This window comes from uncultured Vibrio sp., assembly GCF_947488985.1.
In the GTDB taxonomy this organism is placed as follows: domain Bacteria; phylum Pseudomonadota; class Gammaproteobacteria; order Enterobacterales; family Vibrionaceae; genus Vibrio.
On the sequence record NZ_CANLBV010000019.1, the window covers coordinates 47,239 to 61,803 of the forward strand.

The following is a 14,565-nucleotide window of genomic DNA, read 5'->3' on the forward strand; positions in this document are numbered from 1 at the left end:
ATAGTGAATCAGATCAATAAAGGTGGTGTCGCGTACTTTAGCCGACAAACTGAATGAGTGACACCACAAGTCCATTGGGTTATTTGGGAGCTGAAAGCTCCTATTAGAGTTGAAACCGTGGTTGAACATATCGAATAAACTCTTCACAATAAAAATTGTGAAGAGATCATAAGGACATTGTTTATTAATGAAATTACTTGTTGTAGAAGATGAGGCAAAAGCGGGAGCCTATCTTAAAAAAGGCTTAATAGAGTCAGGTTACACCGTGGACCTTTCTACCGATGGCGTTGATGCTTTATATTTGGCTACGACTAACGAGTATGATCTCATCATCCTAGATATCATGTTGCCGAAGCTAAATGGTTGGCAATTATTGCAGACACTCCGTAGCAGTGAACTCTTCACCCCTGTTATTATTCTATCGGCCAAGGATCAGGTTGAAGACAGAGTAAAAGGCCTTGAGTTAGGTGCGAATGACTACCTTGTTAAACCGTTTGCCTTTGTCGAGCTACTAGCTAGAGTTAAAAATGCCTTGCGCTCCCAAACACCAAAACCTTCAACCGAATCCACTTTACGTCTGGGCGATTTGAGTCTCGACCTACTAAAACGTAAAGCCACTCGTGGCAGTGACACGATACCCTTAACCGCAAAAGAATTTTCTCTTTTAGAATACTTTTTTGCAAAACAAGGGCAAGTTGTGACACGCACGCAGATAGCGTCTGCTGTGTGGGATATGAACTTTGACAGTGATACCAATGTCATTGATGCAGCAGTAAAAAGATTAAGGTCAAAAATTGATAAGCCTTATCAGCATAAGCTAATTCAGACTGTACGTGGCATGGGTTATAAATTCGATGATGCTGTAGAATGAAAAAGATACTGAACCAATCGATAGCACGCAAACTCATCTTGATGTTTGTTAGTGCCTCTTTTGTGGTTTTAGTCGTGTTTGCTTTGACTATTCAGTATGCGATAAAAGGCCACTTTTATGAGCAAGACTACATGCATCTTGAGACTAAAATTGCGCCTTTGATGGGCAATATTGAGCAAGATCTAGACTTGCTTACTGCTTGGAATGTCTCAGCCTGGGTGTTAAGTAATGGCGAGATAGTCAATACGAATAGTGAAGCGATTGATTTGCCAAGAGAGCTGTTAGTTAATTCATCATATGAATGGCGTGTTGGTGAAACCTATTATCAAGCTTTTACGTTTGAGCCTCAAGAGTTGCAGGGTAGTTCGGTTGTTCTGGCAATGGATGTGACCCATCATAAAGCATTTTTTAACAAGCTAAATACAATGTTAATTTGGACATTAGCGCTTACAGTCAGCTTATCGGCTGCATACGCTTTCATTATTGTTAGAAATGGCCTTCAACCACTGAAGACATTGAAAAAGTATTTAGATAAGGTCAACACGAGCAATCTTAGTATGCGCATTCCAAGTGACTCATTGCCCATAGAGCTAAAGAGTTTGATTGTGTCTCAAAATGAAATGTTGGAGAGACTGCAGGCGGGCCACCTTAGGCTTAGTGAGTTTTCGTCAGATATTGCACATGAGTTGAGAACACCTCTGAACAATATCATGACGCAAACTCAAGTCGCCTTAGGTGTAGACCGCTCAGCAGAAGAGTATCAAGAGATATTGGTCTCCAATATCGAAGAGTTAGAGAGATTTAACAAGACCATTTCCGATACGTTGTATTTAGCAAAGTCAGAGAATGAACTTCTTTTAAAAGCAGAAAACGAACTTGAGTTGAGAGGCATTATCCTTCCGTTAATTGAATATTATGAAGTGCTAGCAGAAGATAAACACGTTCGTATATCTTTAGAGGGTTCATCGACTCAGCTTGGTGACAAAGACATGTTGCAACGAGCGTTTAGTAACGTGTTGTCTAATGCGTTAAGGCATTGTTTTGACCATACGGTAATTACGATAGTTGTTTCTGGATCACAGACTGGCAACAAGGTGACAATCAGCAATAATGGTGAGCCTATTCCAACAAGCTCGCTCCCTCATATTTTTGAACGGTTCTATCGCTCCGATAAATCGCGAACTCATAGTGGTAGTGTTGGGGCAGGCCTAGGCTTACCGATAGCGAAAGCGATTATGCAGGCACACAATGGCGATCTTGTCGTAAATACGAATGGTGAACTCAGTGAGTTCGTCTTTCTTTTCAATAACCTTTAGTTCTAACAAGTATTAATATCACTATTGCCGAACCATCTCTATACTGTATTATGAACACAAAGTGAAAAGGTACGATATGACAGACTCTTTGAGACAAACAAGCATTATGATTATCAGCATCTTAGCGATGTTGATGTCAAGCTATGTCTCGAGCATGCCAATGATGGATATGAGTCCAATATCGACCTCTTCAACTCATCTAACGCTTTCTCATCATGACTCGATGGCGATGTCGGAAGCAGCAAGCCATCATGCGGCGGTAGGTTGTCCACCGATGCACATGGAGATGACTGCGAGCGATAGCGCTAATCATTGCGATAACTCATCGTCATTGACTGGTGACTGCTGTAAGAGCTTGTGTTCTAGTGTATTTTTCCCTCTCTCATCTTCTCGCTTAATCAGTACCTCTGATTCTGATTTAGCTTTATATAACCCTATCAAAATCGGCGTTAAAGTGACTCGTATTCAGGGCTTACTGCGTCCACCCTCTGTTTAATTCGACTATCATATCTATTTAGCTCTCAATGGCTTCTGCTGAAAAGCAGAGTGTGAGGTCTGTCCATATCGTTTTTACGTGGATAAACAATAATGAATATTGAATTAAATGGCTTAGGGGCATTTAAAACCCTGAGTTTAGGGGTTGCTGTTGCACTTTATGCAATGCCAGCTCAGTCTCATGAGATAACAAAATCGTCACCGCAAGCTATCGCTGCCTCAACGCAGCAGTTAACCGTGTTAATTGAAGCCGCTCTTATGGATGACGCTAGTCGTGCCCAATATGCAGCGCAATCACAAGCAATGCGAGAAATGGGTATCGCTAGTGCGACCTTGATGGATCCAAAACTTAAAGTGGGCTTTGGTGGTCTACCTGTTGACTCTTTTAAGTTTGATGACGATCCCATGACCAACATCTCCGTTGGCTTGATGCAGCAATTTGAGCGTGGCAGCACCCTTGAACTGAATCAAAAGAAAGCCAACCAAGAGGCGGATACAGTTGGATATCAAATCCAAGTTCGCGAGCGAGAAGTTGCCAACAATATGACTCAGTTGTGGCTTGAATTGGGCTATCTTCAGTTTGCACAAACGGTCATCGAAGAGAACCAAAGGCTGATGTCTGAGATGGAGCAGTACGCTCAAACGAATTACTCTATTGGTAAGAGCCAAGCGCAAGATCTTCTTAATGCTCAGCTGCAAGTCCAAAAGCTGGAAGAGAAACGACAGCTTAATCAACAGATGCAGAGCCGTGTTATGGCGCAACTCTCCGAATGGTTGGGCTCAGACTGGTTAGTTGCCAGTGACTTTGAACAGGCTAGTTATCAGCTGAATTGGGCAGGTCTAGAGTACGTGCTGCAAAACCACACCAATGATAGACAGTATTACACCTTCCTTAACCAGCACCCTATGGTGCAAGCGGCTGACTCGAATATTTCGGTAAAGCGGACTCAAGTTGAAGTTGCTGAACAGTCATACACCCCTCAGCTTGGTGTTGAAGTGATGTATGCCTATCGTCAAGCTGACAACATGCGCGGTGAACCAGCCTCAGATTTGGTCAGCGCCTATTTGACGATGGATGTGCCTTTGTTTACCGACAACCGACAAGACCGAAACCTTGCAGCGGCACAATATCAAGTAGGCGCATCTCAATACCAGAAAGATACATTGCTAGCGCAGATGAATGCCCAAACAGTGGCCTTGATGACCGATAAAGCCAACTTGGCAGAGCGTATCGAAAGGTATCAAGAACGTTTGTTACCTCAAGCTCAGGCGAGAACGGAGGCCGTTGAGCGAGGGTATCAAAACAACACCGCGCAATTTAGTGATGTGATCAATGCGTCATCAGATGAGCTTGCATTAGAGCTCGAGCTTACTCGTTTAATCACCGACTTAAACCAAACAAACAGTAAGTTAGCTACGCTGCTTGGTGGATTTGAATACCAAGTCAGCGCGCCTTCTATCGATAGCAAAGAATAAAAGAGAGAAATAATGAGTACATTTAAAGTAGCAGCGTTAACGCTAGTTATCGGCGGCGCTATCGGTTTTGGTGCGAGCCACTTTATTGTTGGTATGAACCATGACATGTCAGGTATGCCGTCATCAAGTGCTGCAAGCAGTGATGAGCCACTGTATTGGGTAGCGCCAATGGATCCGAATTACAAACGTGATCAGCCAGGAAAATCGCCAATGGGCATGGATCTGATCCCTGTTTATACGGACGATTTGAATGGGGCGAATAATAAGCCGGGTACCGTAACTATCGACCCTGCAGTAGAAAATAATCTAGGCGTGAAAACAGCTTTGGTGAGCAGTGAAGCACTCTCTCCACGCATCGAAACCGTTGGCTATGTGGCCTTTGATGAAAGCCAACTTTGGCAGACCAATGTTCGAGTCTCTGGTTGGGTAGAAAAACTGTATATCAATGCTGTCGGGGAGAAAGTAAAGCGCGGTGACGTGCTGTTTACCCTATATTCTCCAGAGCTTGTTAAAGCTCAAGAAGAGTTATTAAGCGCCTATAAAACTAACCGAAAAGGTATGATTGCTGGCGCTAAAGACCGCTTGATGATACTTGGTGTCGACAAACAACAAATTGATGCGCTTGTACGCCGTGGCAAGGCTTCAAATACGATAGAGGTCAAAGCGCAAGCTGATGGCGTCATTGCAAGTCTAGATATTCGTGAGGGGGGCTATTTGTCGCCTGCGCAAGCCGTGACCAGTGCAGGCCCACTTAATGAAGTTTGGGTGGATGCCGAGGTGTTTGAACGTCAATCCCACTGGATTAAAGCGGGCAGCCAAGCCTCAATGACATTGGATGCCCTGCCGGGTAGTGAGTGGACGGGTGAGGTAGATTATGTGTATCCGATCCTTGATCCTAATACTCGTACACTGCGATTTCGTCTGCGATTCGAAAACCCCAATGGGGAACTTAAGCCGAACATGTTTGCCAACGTGGCACTAACCCCAGTGTCTAATGATCAAGTGTTGACGATTCCACGTTCCTCGGTCATTCGCTCTGGTGGCATGACTCGTGTGGTGTTGGCTGAAGGTGAAGGTAAATACCGCTCTGCACGCATCGAAGTTGGCCGAGAAGCTGCGGATAAAGTTGAGGTTCTACAAGGTCTAGAGGTAGGCGACCGTATCGTAACCTCCGCGCACTTTATGTTGGACTCAGAATCGAGCCAATCTGCTGACTTATCAAGAATCAATGGCGTAGAGCCACCATCTGAAACAGCATGGGCGACAGGTGAAATTACCGATGTGATGGCGGGTCATCGCATGTTGACTATCAATCATCAACCCGTTCCAGAATGGGAATGGCCGGGGATGGTGATGAACTTTAATGTGGCGGAGGGCGTCGAATTTGAACCGTTCCAAACGGGTCAATCGCTAGAGTTTGAAATGCAGAAATCAGATTCTGGGCAGTACGAGATCGTCGATTACAAAATCAGTGAAACACAAATCGCTTCTGAAGTGTGGGTGAATGGCGACATTACGATGCTAATGGCTGACTTTGGCATGATCACCTTAAACCACAAGCCTGTCTCGGAGTGGCAGTGGGAAGCGGGCGAAATGAATTTCTCTGTTGACGGTGAAGTGAATCTCAATGGTTTTGAAGAGGGGCAACGTGTTCAGTTTTTGGTAGAAAAGCAAGGCTCTGAATACCAACTGAAGCAAATTAAAGTGAGTGAGGGTGATCAATGATCGGTGCCATTATTCGTTGGTCTATCAACAACCGTTTCTTGGTGTTGGTAGCCACTTTTGCCCTCGTATTTGGTGGGCTTTATAGCGTAAAAAACACGCCGGTAGATGCCTTACCTGATTTATCAGATGTACAGGTGATTATCAAAACGAGTTATCCTGGACAAGCGCCTCAGGTAGTTGAAGATCAGGTGACTTATCCTCTTACCACTGCGATGCTGGCTGTGCCAGGAGCCGAAACAGTCCGAGGTTATTCATTTTTTGGTGATTCCTATGTGTATATCATCTTCAATGACGACACAGACATGTATTGGGCACGCTCGCGGGTGTTGGAGTATTTAAGTCAAGTTGCCCCCAACCTCCCAGAAAGTGCCAAGCCAACGCTTGGGCCTGATGCAACAGGTGTGGGCTGGATATACAACTATGTGTTGCAAGACAAGACAGGCCAACATGATCTGGCAGAGCTGCGTAGCTTACAAGACTGGTTCTTGAAGTATGAGTTGCAAACGGTCGATGGAGTATCAGAAGTCGCAACCGTCGGCGGTATGGTGAAGCAATACCAAGTACAAATCGACCCTGCCAAGCTTCGTGCCTATGACTTAACGTTGCAGCAAGTGAACATGGCGATTCAAAACGGCAACCAGGAGAGTGGAGCGTCTGTCGTCGAGGTGGCTGAAGCTGAGCACATGGTTCGCACCACTGGTTACCTATCAAGCGTTGAAGATATCAAAGCGCTGCCTCTTAAAGTTAATAAGCAGGGGACTCCGTTACTGTTGGGGGATGTCGCTGAGATAAACCTTGGGCCACAAATGCGTCGTGGTATCTCTGAGCTCAATGGCGAAGGCGAAGCTGTAGGTGGTGTTATCGTTATGCGCTTTGGCGAGAATGCCAGTGAAGTGATCAGTAATGTTAAACAAAAGTTGAATGAGCTTCAACGCAGCCTACCAGACGGCGTTGAGATTGTTGCAACCTATGATCGTTCAGCCTTGATTGATGCCGCAGTTGAAAACCTATGGAAGAAACTGGCAGAAGAATTCATTGTTGTTGCGATAGTGTGTGCGCTGTTCTTGTTCCATATTCGATCTTCGCTTGTCATCGCCCTTAGCTTACCGGTTGGTATCCTTGGTGCATTCATCGTCATGCACTGGCAAGGTATTAACGCCAACATCATGTCATTGGGTGGTATAGCGATTGCCATCGGTGCGATGGTGGATGGTGCCATCGTTATGATTGAGAATGTTCACAAGCATATTGAGCGAACCCCACTGACGGACAAAAACCGTTGGCAAGTGATTGGTGATGCGGCGCAAGAGGTGGGTGCACCGCTGTTCTTTTCACTGCTTATTATTACGTTAAGTTTCGTACCAGTGTTCGCACTAGAGGGGCAAGAGGGCAAGATGTTCTCGCCGCTTGCGTTCACCAAAACTTACGCAATGGCAGCCGCTGCGGGCCTAGCGATTACCCTTGTTCCAGTACTGATGGGCTACTTTATTCGCGGTAATGTGTTACCTGAGCATAAGAACCCAATCAATAAAGGATTAATTGCGCTTTATAAACCGCTGCTAAGCATCAGCCTCAAGTACCCAAAGAGTGTCATTGCTATCGCTCTCGCTCTGATGGCGTCAGCTTATTACCCGACAACGAAATTAGGCAGTGAATTCATTCCTCCTCTAGATGAGGGCGATTTAATGTATATGCCGACAACATATCCGGGAATTTCTATAGGTAAAGCCAGAGAGTTGTTGCAGCAAACGAACAAGCTGATTAAAACCGTGCCCGAGGTGGAAACAGCATGGGGTAAGGTTGGCCGAGCCGATACTGCGACAGACCCAGCACCTTTAACCATGATTGAGACGGTGATTCAGCTCAAACCGCGCGATCAATGGCGTGAGGGGGTAACGACAGAATCGCTACGCAAAGAGTTTGACGATTTGATTCAGTTTCCTGGTTTGACTAACGCTTGGGTAATGCCGATCAAGACTAGAATTGACATGCTAGCGACCGGTATTAAGACACCTATCGGGATCAAAATTGCAGGCAGTGAATTGGCCGAAATTGAGCGAATTGGCGCGCAGTTAGAACCGATATTAAATAACATTGAAGGCACAGCTTCTGTTTACGCAGAGCGTGTCGCTGGAGGTCGCTACGTCACGATTGATACAAACCGTCATGCAGCTGCACGTTATGGTTTGAGCATCAAAGAGGTGCAGCAAGTTGTCTCCACGGCTGTCGGTGGAATGAATGTCGGGGAAACCGTAGAGGGGCTAGAGCGTTATCCGATCAACGTTCGTTATCCTCAAGACTACCGTGATTCTGTTGCGAAATTGCAAGAGTTGCCTCTAGTTGCCCCAAGTGGTGTAAGAATCGCACTCGCTGATGTAGCGGATATCCGATATGAAGATGGCCCGCCGATGATTAAAACAGAAAATGCACGTCCGAATGGCTGGGTGTTTGTTGACATCGATGGTCGAGACTTAGGTTCATATGTAGAAGAAGCAAAGCAGGCAGTTGCAGAGCAACTTGATATGCCAGCTGGCTATTCACTCGCTTGGTCTGGTCAGTATGAGTACATGGAAAGGGCGAAAGAACGATTGGGTACTGTTGTGCCGATCACGATCGCCATCATCATGCTTTTACTCTATTTCAGCTTCCGACGAGTGGGAGAGGTGATGATCATCATGTCGACTTTGCCTCTGGCTATGGTAGGCGGCTTATGGTTGATGCACTACCTTGGCTATAACTTCTCAATCGCAGTAGGCGTTGGCTTTATTGCCTTAGCTGGCGTAGCGGTAGAAATTGGGGTGATCATGTTGGTGTATCTCAACCAAGCGTGGCATTACACCAAGCTCGATGCACAAGAAAAAGGTGAAACCCTCAAAGAAATCGACCTAGTCAGTTCAATTCGAGAGGGTGCAGGCTTACGTGTACGACCTGTCATGATGACAGTACTCACAGTCATTATCGGTCTTATCCCAATTATGTATGGCGAGGGTACGGGCTCAGAGGTCATGCAACGTATCGCTGCACCAATGATTGGTGGTATGGCATCTGCTCTGATACTAACACTGCTCGTTCTTCCAGCGATTTTCAAGCTTTGGAAAACACGCGAACTGAAACACGACTAAGCACACATTCGGGCTAAGAAGGACCTTAGCCCGTAAAATTTAGAATGAATTACTAAGGAACAAAATATGAACATGAAAAAAACTCTACTTGCTGCTCTTCTTTCGATTACAGCAACATCTGCAATGGCAGAAATGGACCACTCTAAAATGGATCATTCAAAGATGGACCACAGTAATATGAATCATGGTGATATGGACCATTCAAAAATGGACCACTCAATGATGAAAATGGAGGGAAGGTCGGATGTGGGGATGCCAGCACAGGGTGCGAAGCCAGATAAAGTGGTACACGTTATTCTCGCCGATGATATGACCATCAAGTTTAAAAAAGACGTGACGATTGAGCCGAATGATGTGGTTCAGTTTGTGGTAATGAATGTTGGTAAGATTGAGCATGAGTTCACTATTGGCTCTGCGAAAGAGCAGCTTGAGCACCGTGAAATGATGAAAAAGATGCCGCATCACATGCATGATTCAGGCAATGCTGTAACGGTTGATCCAGGTAAAGCCAAGCAACTATTGTGGCACTTCCATGGTGATAACAACGTAGAGTTTGCTTGCAATATTCCTGGACACGCAGAGGCGGGCATGGTGAAAAAAATTACCCTCTAATCTCGTGTTAAGACAATCTAATTGTTGAATTTAAATGGATAAGTAATGATAAAACGAATCGCGATGGTGATGTCGTTGGCAATGAGCGACATGGCGTTCGTTGGTGCTTCAGAAGATGCGCAAGTCGTGTCTGGCGAGCAGCTGTTTCGCACAGCCGGGGGGTACGGCTGTGCGACTTGCCACGGCTTGTATGCACAAGGCGGCGGAAGTGTTGGCGGCAACATTAGGGGGAAAAGCATCGAAGATATTGATGCAAGCCTGACAAACGAGCCTACCATGCTTTTGTTGAATGACATTCTGTCTGCTGAGAACAAGCAAGATTTAGCGCGTTACCTAGAAATGCTGGGTGACAGTCAATTGGTAGAATGGAATATCGAAACAGAGTCTAAGCAATCAACCGCCACCATTAAAAAGGGGCAGCAAGCTCAGTTAGTTGTGGTGAACAAAAGCTTTGAGTCAGTATCTATTGATGTTTCTGGTTTATCACCAACTGAGCAAACGTTAGTGGTTGCCCCCTACGAAACAAAAGCCGTGAACTGGCAGCCTCAGGTTGGTCATTATCAACTTGGTTTTCAAGATGATGTTATTAATATTTTAGTGGAATAAAGAAGGTCAAAAATGAAACTAGCAAAAATTGCGGTACTGTCTTCGTTAATGTTTAGCTTTAATGCACTTGCGAAGCCAATGATAGAGCTATATAAATCTCCGACTTGTGGTTGTTGTAAAGAGTGGGCTGAAATCATGGAGAGCAAGGGCTATGAGGTTCATGTTAATGAAACTCAAGATTGGACCTCCGTCAAACAGCAGTTTGGTATGCCAGCTCAGTTGCAATCATGCCACACCGCTATCATTGATGGCTATTTGATCGAAGGCCACGTACCAGAATCTGACATTAAGCGCTTACTTGAAGAAAGACCTGAAAATATATCAGGAATCGCCGCACCAGGTATGCCGCAGCATTCGCCAGGAATGGCGCGACCAGGGCAAGAGTACAAAGACTTTAACGTGGTGTCTTTTGATAAGATAGGGCAGATGAAACTTTACAATAAGTACTAAAAGTCGATTCAGAAGTTGGGCTCTTGAGGTAAGTGCGGAGCCCTTTTATTTATTTAAAAGTAGCTCTTGCACTAAATCGAAACGAGTCCGTTATTCCGTTGTATCCAAAAAGTTTGCTAAGCAAGACTGGAGTTGAGCAATGACTAAGTGCCTAGAAAGGACGGTTTCTTACAATGCTCAAAGTTTCAAACTTTGTTGTCATAATTCTGTTGTGCAGAGAGTTATGGTATTAAGTTAGTTTCAAACTTTATTGTCACTTTCTTCTATCTAAGGCTACTTGGTACTAAACTCTACGCGAGAGAAAAGTTTCAAACTTTAATGTCCTCCGACACTATTGTCGAAAGACAATATAGTTTGTCGATTCCAATAAAGTCTGATCATATACAATAAAGATTGATCGTTTTTTAACCTCCTGCTAAGTTTAGCTTAGTCGGAGGTTTTTTATGTCAGATGCAGATAAGCCACTCAATAAGAAAGACCAAAAGCGTTTAGATGAAAAACGTGGTGAAGGAATTGGGAAGGATTACGTTCCTTTCATTAAAGTTGGAGAGTTCAGCAGCTCTGGCGAAAGCGTTCGTGTTAAAAGTGCCACTGTTGGCCGAGTTCATCACTTTTTCTCTGGAAATGAGCTTGCGGCATTTTTGGTGTTCGACTGGTGCAAAGAGGTCATCGACATTCGAGAGCAGTTCCCAATCCCTCTTACTGACTCTTTGATTATTTGCCGCCAACTAGGTATTCGTCACCCACAGGAAAAGGGTGAACTTAAGATAGTAACAACGGACTTACTCATCGATTTTGTTGATGGCTCCCAGTTAGCGATCCCCGTAAAACCCGCCCTAAATCTTGATGACAAACGCATTGTCGAAAAGCTTCAAATAGAAAAATCATATTGGGAAGCCGCAAAAGTACCTTGTCTCTTTTTTACCGATCAAGAAGTTTCCAACGACCTCAAAATGAACTTGAAGTGGATAAAGCCACTTATCGATTTCGAGGGTAGCGCCTAATGTGAATACCACCGAAGAACCAAAACCTGATGTTTCAGGAGTAGGGCATGGAACAGCAAACGGATCGGCGCAAGAGCTAGACTGGGCGATTAATCGCAGTGACAGTGATGATCCAACTACCCCTCAGGCTCCACAAGAAGTCGCTCCGACAGATAACTTTCAACTTTTTGAGAAGGTTATTAAGCAGCTCATGCAGCTTCCTGATTATGAACACAAAGGTACACAGTGCTTGGCGATGCCAAAGCCGGACAACGCTTCTATGATATACAAGAACAAGATCACTCAAGAGGCTAGAACCTTTCACTGTGCGTATTTTTCTTACCAGAAAGTTCCTTTGGTCATCATTGAGGTGGATATCAGCGATATCAATGACAAACACAGTCTGGGTTCGAGACTATTTGGTTTTTCTGAAAGTGGTAAAGATGGGCTGGCTCACGTAATGAAAGCCTGCTCCGAGAAAGGCGTTCATTGGGATACGAAAGCAAACGAAGAGCATTGTTCAGTAGTGGTTGAAATTAAGCACCCTTTTAGAACTAAAAAAGTAGATGGTGAAACTGTTCTTAGAACAGAAAGCGAATATGAGACTGCATGGGTAGAAACTTTGGATAGAGCTGTTAAGCGAGCATTAACACAATAACCAAGTAAAGTAAGTGTTTAGATCTCCAGAAATTGATGTTCACACTGATGATCTGTGAATCACCAGAGACGTTTGACGGGACTAGCGCTAACTCGTCTTTGTCGGGTGGACGACACTTGTTACCAAGTGCCGTCTCCCTAAGAACCCAGCGTGCAACTTTCACTGCACTAGGCTCCAGCCTCCACTGTAGGTTAGCGAAAGTGCCCAAAATATCGTGATAGCCTTCATCAGTTAAGTTCTTATTCAGCCGACCCGCTAGGGTCTTTAATGCTGCTAATGCTAGGCTTTTAAAATCACTGGTTGTGTCTGTAACCAAGCTCACAGTCGATGAATATAAAAGAATAGAGAACCAAGTACTCATATGACTCTCATTGCTAAAATAGGTGACAAACTTGGGTTTGAGTGCGCTCAGGTCGAGCACCGTTTCATTGATGTCAAACAATACGGTTTGCATGGGCATGTTGTTCTCCAATTATCTATTTATTTACAAAACTAGCCTCAAGCAAATGGATGATGACAAAAGATGTCGTCAATTTTGCTGTTAAGCAGTGCTTTATCGCTATTGAGTTTCGCGAAGGTGCGTAACCCTGTAATTTGAATTTGTACATGGCTTGCTAGCGCTTCAGGATCGCTTTCCGTATCAATCAAACCTTGGGCTTCTTTAATCAGCACCACAAACTGTTGAGAAATTTCACCAAGGTGGACTTTCGTTACATCAATAAGCTCTTGATTTTTCTCAGTTAACTCACTCATGGTTTTTGCGAGCATGCATACACCGTTTGGCGCATCGGTTTGAGTATCGATCACTTGCGACTTAACAAATGCTTTCAACACATCTATAGGGTTATCACATTCATCGACTAAACGTTGCAACTGTTCAAGCCCCATGTCGGTGTAGTTGCGAAGTGTCTCTTTAAACAACCCCTCTTTACTACCAAAGGCTGAATAGATACTCCCGGGTCTCATATCGATCTCATCTTGTAGGTTGCGCATTGAGGTCGCGTGAAAACCTTTTTTCCAATACAGGTTGGTCGCTTTGTCGACAACAGCTTGTCGATCAAATTTGGCGGTTTTAGCCATAATGAGCTCTATTAACTTTTATTCGTGAACACTCGTTCAATTATAAGCACGGTACTCTTTTGGGTAAAGGGGAAAATCAGAAATACTCAAACAGGCACATTATTACAAAGAAGTTGAAAAAATATTCTTATAAATCTGATAGATAACATTCATTTTTACCTCATTTTGAACGATTGTTCAAGGTGACGTATAGTTCACTCCATCGACGGAGAGCACAGTGCCTCCCAATGGGGAAACATTAAACAGAGTCCCTTAATCAAGTAATAATTGGAGTAATGAAAATGAGCAAATTCACCTTTCACACAGTAGAAACCGCACCAGAAAAAAGTAAATCAATGCTAGAAGGTGCAGTAAAACAAATGGGTGCAGTACCGGGCTTGTATGCGGTTATGGCGGAGTCTCCTGAGACATTGAAAGCTTATCAACAACTTCACCAATTATTCATGAATAGCTCATTTGATGCAGAAGAGCTAACCGTGGTTTGGCAAACCATTAATGTTGAGCATGAGTGCACTTTCTGTGTACCTGCACATACCGCTATTGCACATTCAATGAAGGTTGATCCTGCGCTAACTGAAGCACTACGTAACGAAGAAGCGATGCCAACCGCAAAACTGCAAGCATTGCATGACTTTACGTTAGCCATGGTTCGTGAGCGCGGAAATGTGTCAGACGAGCAAATGGAAGCCTTCTTTGCTGCAGGCTACGGCCAACAGCAAGTACTTGAAGTTATCCTTGGTCTTTCGCAAAAAGTGATCAGTAACTACACCAATCACGTGGCTAAAACACCAGCAGATCCAATGTTTGAAAAATTCTCATGGACTAAAAAATAATCCAGCTACCCAAATAACATAGAGCGGGCTATAGGTTCGCTCTTTTCACCAAGATTTTCATTTAGAGATTTGTTATGTCACTTATTTTGTCTATAACGGGCTTTGTTATTCTTAACATTGCCCTTGTTCTTTACTTTGCAAAACTAAAGAAAAACCAAACATCTAAGAACCCTATTCTTCTTAAAGGCTCAATGCTAGGGCGTGTTGATCTTTCGTGAGTATTTTTTGAACAGTATGGTAAAAAGTTATAATTTGCTTTGTCAAAAGTAAAACCATAACCAATACCATGCCAAGAACAATGCTAACTGATATTCGCTGGAAACTGCTACTCCAAGTAA

The 14,565-nt window shown here is 44.2% G+C and carries 14 protein-coding genes; 12 read left to right on the forward strand and 2 right to left on the reverse strand.

Translation table 11 applies throughout. The features are described from left to right. The first annotated feature begins 187 nt into the window (after positions 1-187). From Q1A70_RS06620 to Q1A70_RS06670, 11 genes are all read left to right on the forward strand, one after another. A complete protein-coding gene (locus tag Q1A70_RS06620) occupies positions 188-871 on the forward strand; it encodes a heavy metal response regulator transcription factor (protein ID WP_299685548.1) in 684 nt (227 codons plus the stop codon). Then, positions 868-2,187, forward strand: a complete 1,320-nt coding sequence (locus Q1A70_RS06625) for a heavy metal sensor histidine kinase (RefSeq protein WP_299685545.1) — start codon at positions 868-870, stop codon at positions 2,185-2,187. Before Q1A70_RS06620 ends, Q1A70_RS06625 begins: the two co-directional genes overlap by 4 nt. Before the next feature lie 76 nt (positions 2,188-2,263). Then, complete coding sequence (locus Q1A70_RS06630) at positions 2,264-2,683, forward strand: hypothetical protein (RefSeq protein ID WP_299685542.1); 420 nt, start codon at positions 2,264-2,266, stop codon at positions 2,681-2,683. A 164-nt stretch (positions 2,684-2,847) separates the two neighbouring features. Continuing rightward, complete coding sequence (locus Q1A70_RS06635) at positions 2,848-4,158, forward strand: TolC family protein (RefSeq protein ID WP_299685816.1); 1,311 nt, start codon at positions 2,848-2,850, stop codon at positions 4,156-4,158. A 12-nt stretch (positions 4,159-4,170) separates the two neighbouring features. Continuing rightward, the gene (locus Q1A70_RS06640; RefSeq protein WP_299685539.1) at positions 4,171-5,883 is read left to right on the forward strand and encodes an efflux RND transporter periplasmic adaptor subunit; all 1,713 of its coding nucleotides are present in this window, start codon (positions 4,171-4,173) and stop codon (positions 5,881-5,883) included. Next, positions 5,880-9,005, forward strand: a complete 3,126-nt coding sequence (locus tag Q1A70_RS06645; protein ID WP_299685536.1) for an efflux RND transporter permease subunit — start codon at positions 5,880-5,882, stop codon at positions 9,003-9,005. The genes Q1A70_RS06640 and Q1A70_RS06645 overlap by 4 nt, the downstream gene beginning before the upstream one ends. A gap of 72 nt (positions 9,006-9,077) precedes the next feature. Continuing rightward, a complete protein-coding gene (locus Q1A70_RS06650; protein WP_299685813.1) occupies positions 9,078-9,617 on the forward strand; it encodes a copper-binding protein in 540 nt (179 codons plus the stop codon). 45 nt (positions 9,618-9,662) lie between these two features. Beyond that, positions 9,663-10,223 carry a cytochrome c gene (locus Q1A70_RS06655; RefSeq protein WP_299685533.1) on the forward strand — a complete coding sequence of 187 codons (561 nt, stop codon included), beginning with the start codon at positions 9,663-9,665 and terminating at the stop codon, positions 10,221-10,223. A 12-nt stretch (positions 10,224-10,235) separates the two neighbouring features. Next, complete coding sequence (locus Q1A70_RS06660) at positions 10,236-10,673, forward strand: DUF411 domain-containing protein (RefSeq protein WP_299685530.1); 438 nt, start codon at positions 10,236-10,238, stop codon at positions 10,671-10,673. A gap of 443 nt (positions 10,674-11,116) precedes the next feature. Then, positions 11,117-11,677 (forward strand): TnsA endonuclease N-terminal domain-containing protein, encoded by a 561-nt coding sequence (locus Q1A70_RS06665; RefSeq protein ID WP_299685527.1) that lies wholly within the window; start codon positions 11,117-11,119, stop codon positions 11,675-11,677. Between the two features lies 1 nt (position 11,678). After that, on the forward strand, positions 11,679-12,314 hold the full coding sequence (locus Q1A70_RS06670) for a hypothetical protein (protein WP_299685524.1): 636 nt from the start codon (positions 11,679-11,681) through the stop codon (positions 12,312-12,314). On the opposite strand, the gene Q1A70_RS06675 is transcribed toward Q1A70_RS06670, so the two are convergent. After that, positions 12,292-12,774, reverse strand: coding sequence for a hypothetical protein (locus Q1A70_RS06675; RefSeq protein ID WP_299685521.1), 483 nt, complete (start codon positions 12,772-12,774; stop codon positions 12,292-12,294). The genes Q1A70_RS06670 and Q1A70_RS06675 overlap by 23 nt on opposite strands. 38 nt (positions 12,775-12,812) lie before the next feature. After that, a complete protein-coding gene (locus Q1A70_RS06680) occupies positions 12,813-13,394 on the reverse strand; it encodes a TetR/AcrR family transcriptional regulator (protein ID WP_299685519.1) in 582 nt (193 codons plus the stop codon). A 281-nt stretch (positions 13,395-13,675) separates the two neighbouring features. Between Q1A70_RS06680 and Q1A70_RS06685 the strand changes: the two genes are divergently transcribed. Next, entirely contained in the window at positions 13,676-14,227 is a 552-nt protein-coding gene (locus Q1A70_RS06685; protein ID WP_299685516.1) for a carboxymuconolactone decarboxylase family protein, read from the forward strand. Positions 14,228-14,565 lie beyond the last annotated feature (338 nt).